The organism is Caballeronia sp. NCF2 (assembly GCF_023631205.1).
GTDB classification, from domain to species: Bacteria; Pseudomonadota; Gammaproteobacteria; order Burkholderiales; family Burkholderiaceae; genus Caballeronia; species Caballeronia zhejiangensis.
Genome location: NZ_JALQDN010000070.1, coordinates 1 through 20,640, shown reverse-complemented (window position 1 = coordinate 20,640; position 20,640 = coordinate 1). Strand labels below are relative to the sequence as shown.

Genomic DNA, 20,640 nt, shown 5'->3' with positions numbered 1-20,640 from the left:
GCCATGTCGTTTGTTGAGCGCGCTACTGGCTGCATACCAGACTTACGGGCGAGCGCGCCGATCCTCCGCCGATGTATAACGGGTCCTGCGCCGCGCCTACCGAGACGATCGATGTGGTCGACGTTACCTGTGCGACTGTGGCTCCATTGCGGATAATGGCGAAGCTCGGTACGCCGGAAACCGCCGGAACACGGAATACGTTCAAGCCCGCCACGCCATTCGACGTGTGGTCCGTTCCGCCGGAGGTTATCCGCAAGACAGCGGGCGCGGTCAGGAAGGCGACCATTTCGATGTCGTTGACGACTGAGCCCACGCCTTCTTCGACCATCGCGGTCTCCGGCGTCGAAGACTGGCCCGGCGTAAAGATCTGCCTGCGATGAAAGTAGAGAATGCTATCCCGAACGATCGGCGGCGGATTTCCGGTCTTGGCCCATTCGATGTAGTAAGCCGCGAGATCATAGAAGGCATACTGCGTACCCACAGAGGGCGAGACGTGAGTCGATTCCGAGTAGTCGTTCCAGGTGACGAGCTGCACGTAGGCTGGATCTCGCGACGTCACCTGAGACCACTGCGCCCGAAAGAGTGCGGAATTCTGCGCTTCCCAGAACACCGAGTCTTTTGGCCGTGAATCCTGAGGCGCGACGGGCGTCATGATATCTGCACCGAACGATTCGAGATTTGTAAGCGCCTGATCTTCCCAACCGCCTTTATCGGTCGATTCCGGCACCGTTCGAACGCCCCAGAACGAAAAGGAATTCGTGATTGTGCGAAAGTCGGCGGATTTGGCGGGATCGAGAAGAATGGGAATCAACGTGACGTTCACGCCTGCAGCCGCAGCTCCGCGAATCACATCCGACCAGAAATTCTGGCTGACGTTCTCCGCGTAGAACGGCGCAATTGCAAGGCTTCCGTCGGCCATTCGATACGCGTTCTTCTGTCCTGCAATGACACGTATGGCCGCGACCATATCCGACACACTGACACCATCGAGCGCCGCCATATCCGGTTCGGCCAGAATCTTGAAGTCGGGCGCGACATGCTGTGCAACGGAATAGACGCGCATCACGTCGTCCCATAGCGAGCCGCTGTTGATTTGCAGAAGGTCTACGCCGAAGCCGTCTATGTCAATCTTCCTCGCGCGCAGTATCTCCACGGCCAGGGCGCGCTGCTTATAGACGTTAGTGGTGTAACGGGCCAAAGGTAAGGGCCGGTCGCGCAGATAGCCGCCAACGCTCGCGTATTTGCTTCCTTCACCGGAGCGATTCAGATACTCCGTGCAATAGTAATCGGAACGTGCCGGAAGGTTATCGATAGAGAGAGGAAATGGAGTGAAGTAATGAGCAAATACAATAGGTCGACGCCCGGTTCCTATGAGCGCAGTGCTTATCGTGAAAGGCAATGCCGATGCCGGTGATTCCGTATCGACGATCGACTGTGCGTTTTTCTGCAAGGCGGTCCATTGGGCGCTGGTAAGATCGGCGGCGCGCGTCGAAGTCGACGCCACGGAGACCACCGAGGCCAGCGCAAAGACCGCTACAGCGCGACGGGATCCGTCATGACACCCGCGGGCTGCGGCGGCCCGGCCGACGCTACACATTTGCAGATCGTTCATGTCTCGTGAAGTCCCGATGGACGAGGCGCGATGCCGTCGCGAATCGCCTCGCGTTGCGTGGTCAGTGAAGCGCCGCCGAAGGCGCTCGGCGAAGCGCGCGAGTTGCCGGCCGTCGAAGACGACTCGGCGTCGACGACGGGGGCGGCTGTCAGCGCGTTATGTTTTCTGCGGCCCAGGGTATTAAGCACGGCCCCGGTTACCCGAACGCCGATCGATTCGAACGCGTCGACGCAAGCTGTCAGATCGGCGATTCTCGATAAATTCGCTCGCGCGACAATGAACACACAACCCGCCTGCCGCGCCATGACGAGCGTCTCGGCCGCGCTGAGCACCGGCGCAGCGTCAAGGATGACGAACTGGTAACGCTCGCCAACCGATGTCAGCGATTTTCGTAGTGTATCCCTCGAAAGGCTGGAAGGTACTCCGTCCGTTCGCACTCCGCTCGGCAATAAGTCGAAGTCACCTGCGGAGCCGATTCGAACGACCTCGTCGAACGTGCTGCGCCCGGAGATAACATCCGATAGCCCGGGCGCAGATCCGGCGTTTCGCCTCTTGGATAAGCGTCCCGCGCGCGCGTCGGCATCGATCAAGAGCACGCGCGCGCCGCTCTGAGCAAGTTGAGCCGCGACTTGCTCCGCTACGAATGATGTTCCCGTCCACGCATTGACCCCGCTAAAAACCGCAATGCGAGAACCGGACTCGAGCATCTTATGCTCGAAGATGGCAGAAAATCGACGCAGGCTCTCGATCGACGGCGCTCTGGATGTGGTACTCGCGCCTGCGCGAGCAACGTCGATGCCTTGGCGATACGATGCGGCCCCTGCTATGTTTCCGAACGCGCCACTCACAAACACAGGCAAACCCGTGCGCCGCTCGATATCATCGGGACCGTCGATTTTGCCCGACCATGCTTTTCTCGCGAGCGCGAGCAGAATTCCCAGAAAAGCGCCGCCAACGATTCCGAGCACAACAATGAGCAATCGCCGTGGCTTTATCGGATCTTCAGGAAGCGTGGCGTCGTCGATCAGTCGTACTTCATTCACCCGGCCGGCCTTGATGAAGCGTAACTGCTGCATGTTCGCCAGCAAGCCTGCGTAGAGTTGATTGTTGACGCTGATATCGCGTGAAAGCCGAAGCGCCTGTTGCTCGAGTTCCGGCAACATTCGCGCTTCGGCTTCCAATTGCGTGGCACGCGCGCTCAGTGTAGTGATTTGCCGATCCACCGCAAGCACCGTGCTGTCGTCTTTCGTGAACCTTCGCAGAAGTTCCTGCCGTTGCACTTGGAGATCCGTCATCTTGGCCTGCACGTCGGCCAGCTGTCTGATGACGACGTTCGCTTGCTCGCTAAGATTGACTGAGCCCGTCTCGTTCTTGAACCGGCTGAACCGGTCCTCCGATTTCTCTATCTGACCCTTCAGTATCGGCAGTTCTGTGCTCAACGCCTCCATCGATTTCTGTGCGTCGGCGCTTCTTCTCGCCTCTTCACTCGCGACATAGGTCGTGCCGATTGCATGAAGTAAGTTTCGAATGAAAACCGGATCGGTGCCTTCCAGGGATGCGCTAACGATATTCGATTCTTTCCCTCGCTCCGTGACGCTCAGTCTTTCCTGAAGCTTTTCGACCACTGCCGATCGCGATAGCCGCCGAAGATCGAAAACCTGACCGGCACCTCCAGGAAGCGCATCGATCTTCAACGCGATCGCACCGCGCTTCGTCTCGAAGTTTTCCAATGTCGATACGTTGCCCTTAAAAGTCTCCCCGTCGGGGGTTAAAAGACGATAGTGTCCGTTGCCTTCCGACACTACTTCCAGTGCCTTCTTGCGCAGGCTTTCGGGCACTTCTGCAATCGAAGCCAAACCCGGTTGAACGCCGCCTACCTCGGCCTCGCCGGTGATTCTGCGCCACGCGGCGCCTAACTTCGATTGCGCGCGAGTCCAGATATCGCGACGCGGAGTGAGCGAGATGTCCAAATGCATCGGTGCGATAGCTGATTCCAGCACGCTGCGCGACGTGATCTTCTGGACTTCGGCTGCAGCGCGAGGCTTCACCGCGAACAGTGACGACACATCTTCGAGCGAGCTTCTGCCCGACGATTCGGGAGGCTCCTGAACCTGCAGCAATATGCTTGTTTGATAGATCGGCGTTGCGAGGATCGCGTACTCGCACGCGACGCTGCCAACGATTACGGTCGTCCCGACGATAACCTTATAGTTGCGCTTCAGAAACCGTATATACGATTCCGTGACCGTTTCCGCGCTATCGCCACGTGGCAAGGCAACGTCGTCTGCGAAGTCATTAGTCATCTGTAGCGCTCCGGCAATCGTCAGAAAGGAATGCTCGTATAGCCGATCCAATACTCCACCCGCTCCGACAGCCTTGAATGTAGCCAGCCCGCCGCTGCGCCGGCTTGCTTGACCGAATGTGGCAAGACATTGGCGCGAACGGCATCGTGGTTGAAGACGTTACTGCGCTTTCCTGCCGGTCGTTCGCTTATGCGGAAGTCGCACCTTTGTCGTCGAACACGCTCAGATGCGCGAATATGCGCTTTCTGAACAGGAACAGGTACACGCAGTAGTCAGACACCAGGCTTGCGATCACCGTCGACCACACCACCCAGGCGACTTCATGGAATGTGGACACGAGCCAGAATTTGAGCGACAAGGCGAGCGCACAACTCACACACACCGCGACCAGTTGTGATTTCAGCTCGCCGACGCCGTTTAGAAAGATGCCGAACGCATTGCCGAACGCATCGACTACCGACATGACCGCAACCGCGCAGAGCAGCGCGACGGGAATACTAAGGTGGTTGCCGACCCACTTGCTCAGAAGCCACGAGGAGGCGGCGAATATCGATCCGCTGGTCACGATGGCGATCGCACCGGTGCCGAGCATCGACAGCTTTAACGTCATCGACAGGAAATTCGTGTCGCCCCTCGCCTTCGCATCGGCATAGAGGCCCCACAGCGGCACCGTCAGCATCGAGATCCCGACAGTAAGGAACTGGAACAGACGCTGTGCGACGGCGAGCTTCGCGACTTCCGTCACGCCCAATAACTTTGCGACGATGAGCGCGTCGAAGCCGCTTGCGCACATGACGCCGACCTGCAGTCCGAAAAACAACGATCCCATGCTGAGGATCTTCTTCGAATCAGTCCACATCGTCGAGTGCGCCCCACCCGAAATCAAGCCGAGCAATCCTTGTCGATTCAATCGCACAACGAGACACGACGACATGCAGATCTGAATGCCATAGGTGACGAACAAGAGCCACGGAATTGATGCTTGACGCAGACAACACCAATACAAGAGCGGCAGCGATATCAGATAACCGATCGAGCTGACGATATGCTGTTCCCAGCCTCTTTGAAGGCCATGACATACACGCTTCACTCCACCGAGAGGAATGTTCAGGCAGGTTAGAACGAGAAAGAGCGTCGCAGCCACCAGCGTTTCATCAGCGGCGTCAGCGCTATGGCCGAAGACGAGGCGCAAGTCGAATATGTGGAGCGCAGCGTACAAACAGATTCCGCAAATCGCGCCGACAGTGCCGAGCAGCCATACCCCATGTGTGATCAGCTCACGAATGCGCCGAGCATCTTCATTCGCTCGCGCCCCTGCAACGAGATTGAGAAGCGCATTGCCTATGCCGAAGTCGAGCATGGCGAGCGTTGCGGCGAGACTCGAGAACGTCATCCATACGCCGAAACGTTGTTGGCCCAGATACGGCAGCGTCCACGAGACGGATGCAATCAGGACAATGAACGCCAGGCCGGAACTGCAGACGTTGCACGCGATCGTAAGCGCAGCTCGCCGATATCGATCCCTGTCGCGTCCTTCCGATCTGCCGACGCCGAATGGCAACATTTCGAACAGACGCGAGGACATCGCGAAGAGGGCACGGCGCGAGGCGGCCAAAGGTGGTGGCATCGCTCAGGCTCTGTCGAGCATCGCAAGCACGCATTCGATCTTCGTCACGTCCATGCCTCTCCCCGGTGGTTTCACGCCCGACGCGATCCTGCGGAAATTGGCTGCTCGCGGCACATGTCGACCCGTGAACCACCTTCGCACGTGCACGAAGCATAGGAGCGCACGTCTGGCCGATGACGGAGTTGACGGAATATGCCATGAGGTTGGCCGAATCGGGTCGATGTGTCGGGAGAGCGCTCACACCTCGCCCTGTCTCGGCCAATTCCTTGCCGACATCCGCCTTGCATCGGTCAATGAGCTGTGCGCGACTAGTATGGCCTGTTGACGATCCACCGCGTGCCGTGTCGGCTTGACACGCGACTTACGACCGGAGAATCAAATGGCAAGCTTGCCTTTCGACGCCGCAGAACCAGGTCTCAATGAAGAGGCGATCGAGCACTCGTCGCCTGACATTTCCGTTCGAGCTGGCTTATCGTGGAGCCAGACGGAGAAGGCGCTCTTCACTCGCGAATTCCTTTCTGTCAATCCCGAACAGGTAGTCGCAGAGCTGAATCAAAAAGGATACTTTGCGTTTCCTTCCGCCCTTGCACCAGCGGCCATCGAACGCATAGAACACGATTCGACTGCAACGAAGCTGGGCCTGAACGTCAACAAGGTCGCCGGTGTATTCTGGGAGAAGCAATACTATCTGACGAACCTGCTCGCCGTGTCGAAGACCTTCTACGACTTCGCGACCTCATCATTTGTTTTCAGGGTCTGCGAAGGATATCTGGGCGACAAGTTCAGACTCAAGGCGCTGAGATACTACGAAACGTACGGCGGGCACCACATGCAGTGGCATACCGACAACAAGACCGACAAAGCCTTCGCTCATATTCCCGGAATCATCTTTATCTTCTATGTCTCCGATGTCGACGACGGCGAGTTCCAGTACATCGAGGGCTCGCATCTCTGGTCCGGAGAAAAGGCGTATAGCGACTACACGGACGAGTTCATCGCTGATAACCTCGCGTCGGACGTCAAGAGCTTCAAGATGCCGCGCGGATCGCTCGTCATTTACAACACCTACGGCATTCATCGAGCGAGACCCGTAACCGACAAGAACTTCGTCAGGAAAAGCGTGTTCTTCCAGGTCGACAGTGAAATACAGAAGTCCGAGCCGATCATCGTGAACACGGAATTCATTTCCGAAGTCAACGAACGAACGTCGATGTTCCTCGGATTCGGACAGCCCTCGGAGTATGACGTCTTTCCAAAGACCTCGATGAACACAGCGCCGCTCAATCGAACGATGATGTCCGTGCTGGGCGAATATCTTTTCTTCCGCTTGACACGCGCCGGATTCGCGAAGCTGCCTCGGGGTCTGCAACCGCTGATCCGCAGGTTAGCCGGAAAATGAACCGACTCTTCGATCAAAGGTCCGCTGGCCGCGAAGCCAGCGGGCCCGGTCGACACTCGCACGTGCGCGCTTATTCGTGATGTTCCAGCGCACGGTATCCGGCTAGGGTTATCAGAGCATCGCGCTTCGCTATCTGATAATCGGACTGCACCATTTCCTTGACGAGCGCTGGAAAAGTCACCGTTGGCGCCCAACCGAGTTTCGCGTGAGCATTCGACGGATCGCCCAGCAGGGTCTCTACTTCCGTCGGCCTGAAGTAGCGAGGATCGACACGCACAATCACGGTCCCTGGCGCGACACGGCATTCCTTGCTGGTGATCCGCTCCACGATCGCGACCTCGTCGACACCGCTGCCCTCGAAGCGCAGAACGATACCGAGCTCCGCGGCAGCAAGTTGCACGAATTCCCTCACACTGTATTGCACGCCGGACGCGATCACGAAGTCCTCCGGCTCGGGCTGTTGCAGCATGAGCCACTGCATCTGAACATAATCGCGTGCATGTCCCCAGTCGCGCATTGCGCCCAGATTGCCGAGATACAGGCAGTCCTGCGATCCGATTGCGATGCGAGCAATCGCGCGCGTGATCTTACGCGTGACGAACGTCTCTCCACGAACCGGCGATTCGTGGTTGAACAGAATGCCGTTGCACGCATAGATGCCATAAGCCTCGCGATAGTTCACCGTTATCCAGTACGCGTACAGCTTCGCAACGGCATACGGGCTTCGCGGATAAAAAGGCGTGGTTTCCCGCTGGGGTATTTCCCGGACCAGCCCATATAACTCGGATGTCGATGCCTGATAAAAGCGAGCGCTTTTCTCGAGACCCAATATGCGCATCGCTTCCAGTATTCGCAGAGCGCCCAGACCGTCCGCGTTGGCCGTGTATTCGGGTTCCTCGAACGAGACCGCTACGTGACTTTGCGCGGCGAGATTGTAGATCTCGTCCGGTTGAACGCGCTGGATGATACGCAGGATGCTCGAAGAATCGGTGAGATCGCCGTGATGCAAATGAAACCTTCGCTGCGCTACGTGATCATCTTCGTAAAGATGGTCGATACGGTCGGTGTTGAAGAGCGATGAACGGCGTTTGACGCCATGCACCTCATATCCTTTATCGAGCAGGAATTGAGCGAGATAGGAACCATCCTGACCGGTTATTCCGGTAACAAGCGCGACCTTATTCGGCATCGTTTCTTCTCCTCTTATGCCAAGTCACATGCGAACAACAATCTCAGGGTCTTGATGCCGCTTTCTTCAACGCCGTAACTCACGACCGCGGTTCGAATCGAACCTTGTCGTGATCGCCCATGTAAGGCCCTTGTTTCACCTCGATGAAGGCCGCGTCCTCGAGCATTTCGAAGCCGTGACCGCCCGCGGACAGCAATATGACGTCTCCGGGCCCAAGTGTCCGGCTCGTCACATAGTGCAGGTTCGCACCATAAAGATCGACGCGAACGCGTCCTCTTTTGATCAGCAGAACTTCTTGCGTCAGCTTTACTTCACGCGCCATGATGTTATGCACATGCGCGCATATCTTCGTTCCGGCGGCATGCTCCATATGCGCGAGTTGCTGCGAGTATTCGCGCGGCGTGAAAAAATTCACGCCTTCTCTCGAGAAGGAAGCACGGATGATAAGAGCAAGTGTGACGCCGTCGTGAGCGATGATATCGACGCTTTCTTCAACCCCAATGTCCTGCTCGGCCGAATATACCCTCATGATGTGTCCCGACTGGAGAATGTCCGAGATGGACGCGCTTTGAAACGCGTAGCAGAGGCCAGAACGCGCATCGTCCGTAACTGAAGCTTAGCGCCCGTTGTGATTCGTCTCTCGTCAAGTGACGGAATCTGGCAAGGTGTTGACCGATTCGCGTCGCGGCTCCACCCTTTCTCGTCATATAAGTCGCGCATGCGAAGATCGCGCGCACGAACGCACGTATCTTGCCTCGATCATTAGGCGCGGCCGTCACTCATCAGCGAAATATATTTCCTGGCCGCGCGAGATACATGAAAGCGGTCGTCGAAGCACTGCCTCGCAGCTGATCTCATCGCATCCTTTTCATGCTCCGGCAAGCTCGTCCATTGCATGAGCAACCGAGTGATGCCGGGCAGCGTATCCACATCGACGAGGCCCGCTCGGTCCGCCACGACTTCCTGCCAGATTCCGACCTTGTCGGTCAGTAGCACCGGCACGCCGCATGCGAGCGCCTCGGCCACCACGACGCCGAAGTTCTCCTGATGCGAAGGTAAGACCATGACGTCCGCCGCCCGCAACAAGGACCACTTGTCCGCGCCCGTCACCATATCGATCCAGGTGATTTTCCTGGCAAGCCCGAGTTGTTCGGCTTCACGACGCAGCTTCGCCGCGACGCCGTTGTTGTCAGGCCCCGCGATAACTAGTTGATAATCGTTCGCGGCGTCTCGCAGATCGTGAAAGGCGCGAATCAACAGGTCGCAGCCTTTCTTTTCATGGAGCCGCCCTAGAAACAACATCAACTTCTTGTCATTCGAATGCCCCGACGCGCGCCGCTTTATAACCTCTGCCTTTTCGATCAAAGGTGGCGGCACGGTGCCGATCGTCATGGTGTTTTCCTTGGCGCGATATAGCGGGAATGCTTTGCGCGCCAGGGTTCGCTCGCTATCCGTAGTGAAAAGAACGCCTTTCGCGTTGCTCAGGACGTGTCGTTCAACGAATAACCAATAGACAAGCTTCTTCGCGAACTTCAGTGGATGGCCTATGTTGAACCATGGATCCAGCATTCCGTGCGGCATGACGAAGTATGGAATCTTCCGCGGACGCAGCGAAAACACGGCCGCCGCGCTATGAAACTGCCAAATGCCATCCACGACAATCGCGTCATATTGGCTGCCGTGCTCGATCAGCCAGCGAACGAGGCGGAAGTTGAACGAGTATTTCCCTGCATGGTGTCCAAGGCGGACCACTCGATCGAACACAGCGTCATCTGACGTGTCGGCATGGGCCGAAGGATCGAGACAGACGATATCGACCGTGTGTCCAAACAGCCGCAGTTCTGCAGCGAGCTTCTTGATTGCCTCCGCCGGACCGCCACTCCTTGCCTCGATAGACGGAATGATGTGGAGCGTTTTCAAAGACGTTCTCCAGTGAGCCAGGACGCATGCGGGAGCGGCAATGTTCGTCGACACCTTTCGACAGCCTCGTGCAACGCCCCGGAAAGGCATCGTAGCGCCGCGGATGCCCGGCAAGGTCCGTTGGCGGAAATCATCAAGCTTTTGGCCGGGCATCCGCGTGCTGAGTCCGCGGCGATGGCGGGCGCGGTCTCACTCATCGGTCAGCCAACGTCTTGCCGTCATCCGTCATAACGGGTCGCGCGGATATACGGCAGGCTATCGTTAGACCAGCCCACGATAGACGATCCGATATTGATCGTGTCGCTGTGAACGCAACATGTCCTTTCTTCTGCGGGGAACTCAAGATATGTTGTTCAAGAGAGCCGCTTCGAGCACTACCTATCAAAGTGATCTGGCAGTTCCCCGATTCGCCCATCGCCGCGTTGAAACTCGTGAACATGCGAGCGGCGCGGATGTCACCGGCATCGGCTTTCATGTCCGGCCGATCCGGATGGTGGTCTTTATCGAACTGGACAATTCAGTAGGCGGAGGATTTCAGCAAGCGACGAATGCTGCGCTTCTGGCCAAGCGCCTGCCGCCCGAACTCTGTAACGTGACCTTCATCACGACGCGCAGGTCCGCGATCGAAGAACTGCATCGGAATGGAATCGATGCTCGCTATCTTCGCGTTCACCGCTGGCAAAAGCTGCTTGCGCGTTTCCATGTCATGTGGCGCCTGCTCAATCCGCCTCAACTATTCAGAAAGCACGTGTACTTCAATTGGCTCGACCGGTCTTTACGGGAAATGGGCGCGGACCTCGTCTACTTCACGGGTCCGTCCTATCTGGCTCTCGTGACTGCACAATTCAGCTATCTCTTTACGGTCTGGGATCTGGCGCACCGCGATGAAGTGGACTTTCCTGAAGTTCGCTGTGGCGGCGAGTTCGAGCGCCGCGAGCAGATCTATCAACTTGCGCTGAAGAAAGCGACCGGTGTCGTAGTCGATTCAGAAGCGGGACGCGATAACGTGATCCGACGATATGCCGTCGATGAGGAAAGAGTTCATGTGATTCCCTTTTCTCCCGCGATTGGAACGCAGTTGTCCGAGCATGAGCTTGATCATCCGGATCGCTTTATCGACATCAAGGCAAAGTATGGCCTGGATTGCGACTACGTCTACTATCCCGCCCAGTTCTGGCCGCATAAGAACCATGTCTATCTATTGCGGGGATTGCGCAGCCTGGAGGATCGCTTCGGGATCAGGGTCGGCGCCATATTCTCTGGGCGCGACTTCGGCAACCTGGCTCATGTACGCTCAGTGGCCGATGAGCTCAGGCTGGCGGACCGAATCCGCTTTGCAGGCTTCGTGTCCGATATCGAAGTGACCTGCCTCTATCGTCAGGCGGTCGCATTGGTGATGCCCACGTATTTCGGGCCCACGAACCTGCCGCCCTACGAGGCGTTTCAGCTTCGCGTCCCCGTGCTGTATTCCGACCTGAAGAACCTGCGAGACCAGATTGACGACGCGGGGCTTCTCATCGAACTTGTGAACCCGGACAGCATGGCCGATGCACTTCGTGAGCTCATCATCGACCCCGACCTGAGAATGCGGCTGATCCAGCGAGGCAAGCAGCGCATCGAATCCTTGACGGACGACCGCAGGCTGTCGGTGCTTCGTCATGCACTGGAGACGTTTCGAGTGCGCCGTATGTGCTGGCAGCCCTCTCCGAAGATGTCCCGGATTGGCGACAGTTAAGTCGATCTGTCCGCACCGCCAATACCTGAAACGTGCAACGACTGCTGGGAGAGCTTCCAAATGGCGTCAGAACTCCTCACCGACAATGCGGTGCCGAACGCGGAAACCCTTGTCCACGACGTCAAGGACGAGCACGCTGCCAATCGCATCATCGATCTGAGCCGAGCAGGAAAGGGCAACTATGAGAAGGCGCGATCGACGCTCATCGAAGCACTATGGTTTGTTGTCGAAGCCTGCGTCATCAATAACAAGCTCAACCCGTTTTCGAATGTGCGAGTTGCGTTACTCCGTCTCTTCGGCGCGAAGATAGGCGTCGGTTGCCGCTTCCTGCAACAGCTTCGCGTGAAAGCACCGTGGAATCTCGAAGTGGGCGATCACTCATGGTTCGGCGCCGATGTGTGGATCTATAACCAGGCGCCCATCCGCGTCGGATCGCATGTGTGCATTTCACAAGGCACGTTCCTCACAGCCGGCTCGCACGCAATGAGCACGACGATGAATCTGAGCGTTGCACCGATCGTCATTGAAGACGGCGTGTGGATCACGGCGAATTGTGTCGTGCAAATGGGCGTGACCATCGGCCGTTCGGCGGTCGTTACACCGCTTTCCGTCGTACATCGTTCGCTCGAGCCCGAAGGCGTTTATGGCGGCAACCCATGCCGCTTCATTCGCAAGCGCTTCGATTGAAAGTCAGCGCGTTCGGCACGCCGACTCTTCAGTTTCAACCACATTGGGTGGCTCGATGAAAGTGCTGATGATCTCGCTCAACTACGCCCCGGAAGTAACCGGGGTTGGAAAGTATTCTGCCGAGCTGGCGGAATGGCTCGCATTGCGCGGACATACGGTACGCGTAATCACCGCTTCTCCGTATTATCCGGAATGGCGCGTTCGCGCCGGCTATAACTCGCACACATACGTGACGGAACAGCTCAACAATGTTTCGGTGATACGCGTGCCCTTCTGGTGCCCGAAACGCCCTTCGGGCTTGAAGCGCATATTGCATCTGATGAGCTTCGCACTCTTCTCCATACCCGCCGCGGCAGTGCAAATCGCGTGGCGTCCGCAAGCCGTATGGCTCGTCGAGCCGCCCTTGTTCGCGTCGCCCATGGCGCTGTTGGCAGCGCGCATCGCGAGTGCATCGTTCTGGCTCCACGTACAGGACTACGAGGTCGATGCCGCTTTCCGGCTTGGAATCCTGAAGGGCCGTGCGGCGAAGAAGCTCGCATCGTCCGCTGAAAAATGGCTGATGTCTCGCGCCGACGTGGTCTCCACACCTTCAGCCGCGATGACACGACTGGCGGTGCAAAAAGGCGTCCTATGCGAGAACGCTTTTACATTTCCGAATTGGGTCGACATGCAGCATGCACAATCGGACAGCGCGGACAACTCGTATCGCGCGCAACTCGCTCTCGGTCGCGGCGTGCAGGTCGTACTCTATTCCGGCAATCTCGGGCTCAAGCAAGGTCTGGAAGTTATCGCGGATGCGGCAAAGCTTCTCGCGTGGCGCGAGGACATCATGTTCGTGATCTGCGGTGCCGGGCCCGCAAGATCGTTCCTGCTCGATAAGGCCCGCGACTTACCCAATGTCAAATTCCTCGATTTGCAGCCTAAAGAGCGCTTCCACGAACTGCTCGCGCTCGCGGACATGCATGTTCTGCCGCAACGCGCCGATGCCGCCGATCTCGTCATGCCATCGAAGCTCGGCGCCATGCTGTCGAGCAATCGGCCGGTTATCGCCACGGCGAATGAAGGCACCGAGCTATGGGACGTCGTGAATTCCGTCGGCCTCGCGGTCGAACCCGAGTCTCCAACTGCATTGACTAAAGCCATACTTCGTCTCGCCAATGACCGCTCGCTTCGTGAGCGTCTTGGTGCGCTCGGCCGACAATACGCGGCATCGAATCTCGCCAAGGAATCGATCCTTCTGCAATTCGAGGCGCGTCTGCGTAGTTCGGTCAAGGCCAAACGAGGTGTCGGCGATCAGGCGCCGACAACCTGAGCGCTTCGCTCTCAGCGCTTATTCCGGCTTCGTGCGCGAAATTCGGTTGGGGACATCGAGAATTCCTTGCGGAATAGCTTCGACAGTCTCTCTCCGTTGCTGAGGCCCGTTCGACGGGCGATCTTGTCGACCGGAAGATCGCTATTTTCGAGCAGCTTGCAAGTGAGATCGAGCCGCGCGCGAAGCAGATATTTCGAAGGCGTGACGCCGATCTCGCGCTTGAACAGACGCAGGAAGTTGCGCTCGCTCATCGAAGACATGCGCGCTGCATCGACGACGGATATCGCCTTTGCGCAGTTCAGCACGAGCCAACGCGCCGCCGCGCGCGCCTTCTCGGCCAGCGTCGTGTCATACATCTCTTCGAACGCCGCCTCGAGCGACAAGCCTCCGCCCGATTCGAGACGGTCCGCGACACGCATAGCCAGATCGGCGCCCAAGTCCTTCTTGACGAATGCAAGCGATGTCATCAATGCCTGATCGCGTTCATGCTCTGATAGGGTTTTGGTCGCCGAACTGGGCGGAATATCCTGCTTCATCGAAGGCCAGTCCCGCGGCGTAACGCCCGCGGCCGACAAGAGCATGTGCGCGTTTCCCATCGCGGTAATGGTGACGCTCTTCCCGCTCGCGCGTCTCAGGAGCTCCATAAGATTGTCGTCCGAGGACGCGCGTGCCACGCCGCTGCCTCCTGCGACGAAAAGGTTATCGAGACTATCGAATTTTCCTCCGGCGAGTTGGTCCGTCCACACAGACATGGAAGAAGAACACGAGACCGTACCCCCGTGAGCCGATACCAGATTCACGCGATATTTCAAAGAATGATTCGCTGCTTCGGATTGCAACTCGTTCGCCACATGCAGCGCTTCGGCGAGGGTGCCTGCGGCCAGCAAAGAGAAACCATCGTATAAAACAATGCCGATGTGCTTGATTACCGTCGAATCATGCATCGCATACGCGCAGTCGCCAGCGACGGACGTAGCTTCGAGGACGTCAGTTGAGGTTGACATCGCGGAGCCTCCAATTCGTTGCGTTAGTGTTATTCCTTCCGAACGAGCGTGTCGACTGTGGGCGTCGTTTAACTTTTGGGAGTCACCAGGCGTTCTCACAGACGCAGGTTACAGGTAAGAAAAAATTGCGTCGAGGCAACGATAAAAATAGACTTCCATATGAAAAAACTTCTTAATCGCTCGCGGCGTTGAACGGATACGCACGTTCGTATGGACAGACGGCATAGTCGTGGACGGTACATTTGCAAACGCCGGCATGATCGCACTCGCAATCGTTTGCTTTCGTAGCGTTTCGCGAAGTTAGGTGAAGAAGCGTATTCGCGCGGTGAGCAATACAAAAACGGGCGCGAATTCGCGCCCGCCTCTCGCTGGAAGTATCTTTACGGATGCAGCAGAATCAAAAGCTATCCCGCGTTGCGTTCAAATCATATGTTATGACGAGCGTGCGTCGATTGATTCGCCAAAGGCGAATGCGACGTTTCGCGAAAAGTTCTCCATGAGCAAAGAGCCAATTCGCATCACGCGCGGTCATGCATGCCGGCATTGGCGCGTTCGATTCTTTTCTGCGAATCGGCGGCAGATGGCATCGGCAATGAACTAAAGCGCTGGCGTATGACGGACTACTCTGGCGTGCCACGCGCCTCGCAGGAACTCGGGAACCGTGCGCTCTCCTGCCTGATCCGTTCGCAATGCCTTGACCAATGGACGAGGTTATCCATCGCGTGACTCATCACTTCGATAGTTCCGTGATGTTCTTCGAAGGAGATTGTTTGAGCGACGTGCGAGGCAGATAGCCGCTCGGCTTGCCCTGCAATCTGCGGCTCACCTTGAGCGCGAACAACACAGGCTTCGTGATGTGCGGACGAAGGATGGCATGCTTGCGCACATACTTAGGAACGTACCACTGAGATCGCGTGCCCGCGTAAAACAATGCGGCGTGTCCCGCGCGCAGCGTGCGCGGTTCCTGACCTTCGGCGGTAATGATGACTTCGCCTTCGATCACATAGATGGTCTCGTCTTGCTCGAAGTACCAGTTGAAGCGGCCGGCGGTGCAATCCCAGACCCACGAGGAGGTCGTCGTGTCGAGACTTTGCGACCATCTGCCACTGCGGGCGACAGGATTGCCTTCGAGTATCCATGCGGGGTCGATCGGATCTGGTTCGAGCAACACATCGTCTAGACGTACGGACTCGAAAACGGGAGTTGGCATGAAGTCTCCTTATGGTGCGGCTTGATCGGTCATCGAAAGAGCGGGAGAGAGTCTGCGCTCGCTCATTCAGCAATCTGGCTCCGTCAAGATTTCGGCGCCTTGCGCATTTACAGACAAAGAGGCAAGGAAAACGTTCATCATTAACATTACATTCTGTAATGTTTGGCAATCTTATACAGCACGCCGGGATTGCGCAAACGAAAAACCGGTGTTTTGTATGAGCCAACGCACATACATAATTCTTGAATCCTAGCCTCGGTCTAAGGCTGGTTTGATAGCTCGCGCGGGTGAGGTGATCGAACGCGAGAACGGCAGTCGCCGAAGTTATCGAGCGATTGCCGTTCTGCCTTTGATTGACGTGTAGATGCTTCTGATCGCCGCCGATCGATCGACGGAGGGCATCTCAATGATGATCGAAGCAGAACTTTGGCGGGCTTCATAGATACTCCGTTTGAATGTATGGAATCAGCAAACTGCAAGCACATCTTACGAAAGCAGAGTTAGCTGGGGAATTATCCAATTCAGCCGAAGTGTTGACGCACGCACAGCCGGAAGTTAGCGATGTCCATGCCGCTTGATGAACTCCATCAAGGCGGCAAAGGCAGGGGGTATGGAAGGATCGGCGGCGTGAAGGTGAAGCGTATCGTCGCCATCGACATGGATCCGATAGGTGCGGCCGTCCGGAACAGGTTTCGTTGCGCGTGGCCTCGATGCGCTTGCCTCGGCACGCGCCGCCACGACGAGATGCGCGAATGCAACGCCATCGTCGGGCGAAAGATCCTTCTCGTCGAGAACGATCGGCCGTGCAAGTCCGGGAAAGGCAGCTAACCCGCCATCGGTCGTCAGCTCCGCGTGCATTGAAGGCTCCCACGACGATTGATGTGAAGCGCAGCCCGCGCACACCAGCGCCGCGCCCGACAACAGGAGCGCGGCGAAGATGCGAGCGCGCGCACGATCACAATACACCGACTTCGTGCCATCCCTTCTTGACCGCCGATGCCTCCGCGCTGCTCGCGCCATATAGCCTGCTCGCCGTAGTTAGCGTCAGCTTCGCGAATGTCTTGAAGGTCGCGGTCGGCTTGAGGTGCGAGTCGGTCAGCGTCTCATACCAGATTCGCCCCGCCTTCTCCCAAGCATATCCGCCGATTTCAAGAGCGGTCATGCAGAACGCCTTGTTTGGAATGCCTGAGTTGATATGCACGCCGCCGTTGTCCTGCGTCGTGCGAACGTACTCGCTCATGTCGGCGGGCTGCGGATCCTTTCCGAGCCTCGGATCGTCGTAGGCCGTGCCGGGATTCTTCATCGAGCGAAGCGCGACGCCATTGACGCCCTTCGCGAGCAATCCCTCGCCGATAAGCCAGTCCGCCTTGTCCGCCGTCTGCTTGTGCGCGTATTGCTTGATAAGCGAGCCGAACACATCGGATATCGACTCGTTCAGCGCGCCCGCCTGCGTCATGTAATTCAGGCCGGCGGTATGTTCGGTCACGCCATGCGTCAATTCGTGACCGATGACATCCAGTGCAATGGTGAAGCGGTTGAAGAGCTCGCCGTCGCCATCGCCGAAAACCATCTGCTGCGAGTTCCAGAACGCGTTGTCATAGTCCTTGCCGAAATGGACGGTGCCGATGAGCGGCATGCCCGCATCGTCGATCGAATTGCGATGAAACACCTCCAGATAGAACTCGAAGGTCGCACCGAGACCGTCATAGGCTTCGTTGGCGGCATCGTCTTTTACGGGCTTTGCGCCTTCGGTACGAATGACCGTGCCGGGCAACGTTTCAGTTTCGTCGGCCGTGTAGATCGTGCGATGCGCGGAAGGCGCGGCGGCAGTGGGCATCGGCGCTGCGCGCCGGACTGCGAGCGTGGCCTCCACGGCACGGAAGGACCGCATCGTGTGATCCTTCGACAGCGTGTCGATGGCGATCTCGCGCTGCTTCGCGTCGCCATGCTTCGCGATGTGCTCCAGCATGTGCGGCGGCAGAATGCAATAGATGGAGTGAGGGCGTCCGGGTTTCAGGCGAGTGCACATGATCGTCTCCTTGGCGAATCGAATCGATGGATTGAGCGCGGCCACGACGAAAATCTAGACGATGCCTCCGAATAGTCAATAGATGCCCTTCTACCATTGCCAAGCGCTATGGCGATCCTCGCGAACCGCTTCATTCGGGCTTTCCATTCATGTAGATCTACTTAACTTCTTTCCGTGCCAAAAGACGCGAATGTGCGATAGCGAACATTGCATCGACGTCTAGACGTCCGGTCTCGTGCATGCATGGCGGTATACCCCATGCATGCGGCAAAACATCACTTTGTTGTCCAGCGCACCGAAGGCCAGAAACGAAAGGAGGTTAAATCTTGCAAAACGTGCAATGAGAACCTCAACAAATGCGCGACCTAAATAAAACATCGAGCGGCCCAGGGATTCAGTGCGTTGCCAATATCGCTTCTTACCGAAGCGAGCGCCTATGCGTCGGTAATTTTGGAAGTGGGGCCGACGCATGACGCCGATCGTCTTCGGAGGCCGCTTCGGGTGGCTTCACGTCGGCCATGGAAGCCACGGCGTCGTGCTATGCAACCCATTCGGGCATGAGGAAGCGTGGGGCCACAAGGCCATGCGCTATCTGGCCGAAGAGCTTTCCCGACGCGGTATTCCGGTCTTGCGCTTCGACTATCTGGCGACCGGCGATTCAGTCGGCATCGATCATGAGAGCGATCGGGTCGATCACTTCATCGCGGATATCGGCGCGGCTATCGAACGTTTGCGACAGGAAACGGGCGTAACGAAAGTCACGCTGTGCGGCTTGCGTCTGGGCGGCACACTGGCTGCGCTGGCATCGCATCATCCGCTGGTGGATTCGCTCGCGCTCCTCGCGCCCGTGGTCAACGGACGCCACTATCTGCGCGAACTCACCGCGCTGCGACAGACGTGGGTCGAAAATCTTCCCGTCGTCGTGAGAGCGGTGCAGGTCGATTCGCCATATCACGTGCTCGGTCAGGTTTATAGCGAAGCGTTTCGCAGCCGCCTGAGCGGGCTCGATCTCGGCAAGGCGATGAGCCATCAGTCCGCTCTGCCCAAGCGCGTGTTCGTGGCCGACTTGCGGCCGGGCGCGAGCCGGTCGCTATGCAACGTATTGCTCGATCGAGGCGTCGACGTGCAGACGGAAGCCTTCGACGACTACTTCGAATTCATGCAGGAGACTGCATCGTCGGTCCTGCCCGAGAAGACGCTCAAGCGCGCGGCGCAATGGATCGCGGAGGGCGTGGCCGAAGGCATGGCCCGCGATCTCAAGCCGGCCCGCACGAGAAAGGCAGCGCGGCCGAGCATGAGCGACGATGCGATCATCGAAACGCCGGAAGCGATCGAGCGCCCGGTGATCTTCGGCGCTGCAGGACTCTTCGGCATCTTGTGCGAGCCGCGCGACGGACTGCCGGGCGGCCCTGTGATCGTCATCACGAATACAGCGGGCAGCGTGCATCAAGGCGACAGCCGGCTGTCCGTCCGCATGGCGCGGGAGATGGCACAACGCGGCATCGCATCGTTGCGCTTCGATGCGCGTGGCATCGGCGACAGTCCCGCACGTTCGCCGGATGGCACGCACGACACCGTTGCGTCGATTCATGCGCAAACCACGATCGAGGATGTCGCGACCGCAGCTGCATGGCTCAAACGCAAGGGCTACGATAACGTCGTTGTGTTCGGCATCTGCTCGGGTGCATATAGCGCGTTGCGCGCTTCGCTGATCGAGCCGGCTATCGGCGCTGTCATCGCCGTGAATCTGCAGCGCTTCCATGTACCTGAGCATCTGACGCTGCAAGAGCTCAGAGCGCAGCGGCGCAACACGATGGCGCGTCTCGGACCCGCGATCCTGAAGCCGCAAAAATGGTGGCTCGTGCTGAGCGGCAAGCGCGGACTCAAGCCGATCCTGAAAGCTTTCGCATCGAATGCGGCGGCGCGGCTGCAATCGCAGATGCCCGGTGTGACGCGCAAGAAGGTCGTTCAGGCGGATCACGGTTCGCTCACGGATCCGCACAGCATCGTCCATGCGCTCGAACGCAAAGGCGTGCGCACGCTGCTCGTGTACGGCGCAGGCGACGAAGGTCTCGATCAACTGAACGCGCATTTCGGCAGGCACGGCAAGAAGCTGTCTCGAACGACGCGCGTCCGGGCCGCCGTGTGCGGCGACGTCGATCACGCGCTCTACGACACGCGCGCGCTCGCCACCGTGATCGCGATGTCCGACACCTTCATCAAGGATCTGAAGCCGGAAAGCGCGCCGGTCATGGAACCCATTGCGCCGCTCGGTGTCTCTCCGCAGCTCTAAGCTGATCTTCATCTCATCGACTCTGATACGGGACGTGGCTCGTCCGCGCACGCGCGTCCCGTATCGTTGACCACGCTGTTCGTCGGAATCCGACAAGTCCCCGCCCTCTGTTTCTCTGCGGCCCACACTTCGGCCTCGCCTATTGCGGATGGTTTCGGCGCGCAAATCGCGCTTCCACCCCGCAATCCCTTTCCTATCAGGCCGACGAGTTAACCGAACAGATCCTCTAGTAGCCGCTGGCATAGCCCTCGCATATGTAGCTGCGAGCGCAACGATTGGTGCTCATCCAACCAACCAAGTCAGGAGCTACATCATGTTGA

15 protein-coding genes are annotated in these 20,640 nt (G+C 57.9%); 5 read left to right on the top strand and 10 right to left on the bottom strand.

Features of this window, described 5'->3' with window-relative positions:
• Positions 1 to 22 precede the first annotated feature (22 nt).
• The 3 genes from NCS02_RS28365 to NCS02_RS28355 all read right to left on the bottom strand — a co-directional run bounded on the left by NCS02_RS28365 (position 23) and on the right by NCS02_RS28355 (position 5,530).
• Positions 23 to 1,612, bottom strand: coding sequence for an endo-1,3-alpha-glucanase family glycosylhydrolase (locus NCS02_RS28365; protein WP_250441346.1), 1,590 nt, complete (start codon positions 1,610 to 1,612; stop codon positions 23 to 25).
• A complete protein-coding gene (locus NCS02_RS28360) occupies positions 1,609 to 3,915 on the bottom strand; it encodes a GNVR domain-containing protein (RefSeq protein WP_250523385.1) in 2,307 nt (768 codons plus the stop codon). Before NCS02_RS28360 ends, NCS02_RS28365 begins: the two co-directional genes overlap by 4 nt.
• Before the next feature lie 187 nt (positions 3,916 to 4,102).
• A complete protein-coding gene (locus tag NCS02_RS28355) occupies positions 4,103 to 5,530 on the bottom strand; it encodes a lipopolysaccharide biosynthesis protein (RefSeq protein WP_008346295.1) in 1,428 nt (475 codons plus the stop codon).
• 391 nt (positions 5,531 to 5,921) lie between these two features.
• On the opposite strand from NCS02_RS28355, the gene NCS02_RS28350 reads away from it, so the two are divergent.
• Positions 5,922 to 6,941: a phytanoyl-CoA dioxygenase family protein gene (locus NCS02_RS28350; protein ID WP_250520238.1), complete on the top strand. Its 1,020-nt coding sequence runs from the start codon at positions 5,922 to 5,924 to the stop codon at positions 6,939 to 6,941.
• 70 nt (positions 6,942 to 7,011) lie between these two features.
• On the opposite strand, the gene gmd is transcribed toward NCS02_RS28350, so the two are convergent.
• The 3 genes from gmd to NCS02_RS28335 all read right to left on the bottom strand — a co-directional run bounded on the left by gmd (position 7,012) and on the right by NCS02_RS28335 (position 10,050).
• Positions 7,012 to 8,130: a GDP-mannose 4,6-dehydratase gene (gene gmd, locus NCS02_RS28345; protein WP_175980257.1), complete on the bottom strand. Its 1,119-nt coding sequence runs from the start codon at positions 8,128 to 8,130 to the stop codon at positions 7,012 to 7,014.
• A gap of 79 nt (positions 8,131 to 8,209) precedes the next feature.
• On the bottom strand, positions 8,210 to 8,659 hold the full coding sequence (locus NCS02_RS28340; RefSeq protein ID WP_250458723.1) for a cupin domain-containing protein: 450 nt from the start codon (positions 8,657 to 8,659) through the stop codon (positions 8,210 to 8,212).
• A 233-nt stretch (positions 8,660 to 8,892) separates the two neighbouring features.
• A complete protein-coding gene (locus tag NCS02_RS28335) occupies positions 8,893 to 10,050 on the bottom strand; it encodes a glycosyltransferase (RefSeq protein WP_250523384.1) in 1,158 nt (385 codons plus the stop codon).
• Positions 10,051 to 10,366: 316 nt separating this feature from the next.
• Here NCS02_RS28335 and NCS02_RS28330 point away from each other — a divergent pair, with 316 nt between their 5' ends.
• From NCS02_RS28330 to NCS02_RS28320, 3 genes are read left to right on the top strand one after another with little or no spacing between them, the layout of a single operon-like run.
• Complete coding sequence (locus tag NCS02_RS28330) at positions 10,367 to 11,785, top strand: glycosyltransferase family 4 protein (RefSeq protein ID WP_250520237.1); 1,419 nt, start codon at positions 10,367 to 10,369, stop codon at positions 11,783 to 11,785.
• Between the two features lie 60 nt (positions 11,786 to 11,845).
• Complete coding sequence (locus NCS02_RS28325) at positions 11,846 to 12,472, top strand: DapH/DapD/GlmU-related protein (protein WP_250479461.1); 627 nt, start codon at positions 11,846 to 11,848, stop codon at positions 12,470 to 12,472.
• 55 nt (positions 12,473 to 12,527) lie between these two features.
• Complete coding sequence (locus tag NCS02_RS28320) at positions 12,528 to 13,784, top strand: glycosyltransferase WbuB (RefSeq protein WP_175980261.1); 1,257 nt, start codon at positions 12,528 to 12,530, stop codon at positions 13,782 to 13,784.
• Between the two features lie 11 nt (positions 13,785 to 13,795).
• Here NCS02_RS28320 and NCS02_RS28315 read toward each other — a convergent pair whose 3' ends face one another.
• The 4 genes from NCS02_RS28315 to NCS02_RS28300 form a co-directional block, all read right to left on the bottom strand.
• Positions 13,796 to 14,887: a GlxA family transcriptional regulator gene (locus NCS02_RS28315; RefSeq protein ID WP_250523383.1), complete on the bottom strand. Its 1,092-nt coding sequence runs from the start codon at positions 14,885 to 14,887 to the stop codon at positions 13,796 to 13,798.
• A gap of 631 nt (positions 14,888 to 15,518) precedes the next feature.
• Positions 15,519 to 15,998, bottom strand: a complete 480-nt coding sequence (locus tag NCS02_RS28310; RefSeq protein ID WP_250520236.1) for a cupin domain-containing protein — start codon at positions 15,996 to 15,998, stop codon at positions 15,519 to 15,521.
• 555 nt (positions 15,999 to 16,553) lie between these two features.
• Positions 16,554 to 16,919: a protealysin inhibitor emfourin gene (locus NCS02_RS28305; protein ID WP_250523382.1), complete on the bottom strand. Its 366-nt coding sequence runs from the start codon at positions 16,917 to 16,919 to the stop codon at positions 16,554 to 16,556.
• Positions 16,920 to 16,953: 34 nt separating this feature from the next.
• Positions 16,954 to 18,027: a M4 family metallopeptidase gene (locus NCS02_RS28300; RefSeq protein WP_033536051.1), complete on the bottom strand. Its 1,074-nt coding sequence runs from the start codon at positions 18,025 to 18,027 to the stop codon at positions 16,954 to 16,956.
• A gap of 469 nt (positions 18,028 to 18,496) precedes the next feature.
• Between NCS02_RS28300 and NCS02_RS28295 the strand changes: the two genes are divergently transcribed.
• The gene (locus NCS02_RS28295; protein WP_250458686.1) at positions 18,497 to 20,320 is read left to right on the top strand and encodes an alpha/beta fold hydrolase; all 1,824 of its coding nucleotides are present in this window, start codon (positions 18,497 to 18,499) and stop codon (positions 20,318 to 20,320) included.
• Positions 20,321 to 20,640 lie beyond the last annotated feature (320 nt).

Bases quoted from the DNA above. Each gene is read 5' to 3' on its own strand.
- NCS02_RS28365 (WP_250441346.1), bottom strand. From the start codon at position 1,612: ATGAACGATCTGCAAATGTGTAGCGTCGGCCGGGCCGCCGCAGCCCGC.
- NCS02_RS28360 (WP_250523385.1), bottom strand. From the start codon at position 3,915: ATGACTAATGACTTCGCAGACGACGTTGCCTTGCCACGTGGCGATAGC.
- NCS02_RS28350 (WP_250520238.1), top strand. From the start codon at position 5,922: ATGGCAAGCTTGCCTTTCGACGCCGCAGAACCAGGTCTCAATGAAGAG.
- gmd (WP_175980257.1), bottom strand. From the start codon at position 8,130: ATGCCGAATAAGGTCGCGCTTGTTACCGGAATAACCGGTCAGGATGGT.
- NCS02_RS28340 (WP_250458723.1), bottom strand. From the start codon at position 8,659: ATGAGGGTATATTCGGCCGAGCAGGACATTGGGGTTGAAGAAAGCGTC.
- NCS02_RS28330 (WP_250520237.1), top strand. From the start codon at position 10,367: ATGTCCTTTCTTCTGCGGGGAACTCAAGATATGTTGTTCAAGAGAGCC.
- NCS02_RS28325 (WP_250479461.1), top strand. From the start codon at position 11,846: ATGGCGTCAGAACTCCTCACCGACAATGCGGTGCCGAACGCGGAAACC.
- NCS02_RS28320 (WP_175980261.1), top strand. From the start codon at position 12,528: ATGAAAGTGCTGATGATCTCGCTCAACTACGCCCCGGAAGTAACCGGG.
- NCS02_RS28310 (WP_250520236.1), bottom strand. From the start codon at position 15,998: ATGCCAACTCCCGTTTTCGAGTCCGTACGTCTAGACGATGTGTTGCTC.
- NCS02_RS28300 (WP_033536051.1), bottom strand. From the start codon at position 18,027: ATGTGCACTCGCCTGAAACCCGGACGCCCTCACTCCATCTATTGCATT.
- NCS02_RS28295 (WP_250458686.1), top strand. From the start codon at position 18,497: ATGACGCCGATCGTCTTCGGAGGCCGCTTCGGGTGGCTTCACGTCGGC.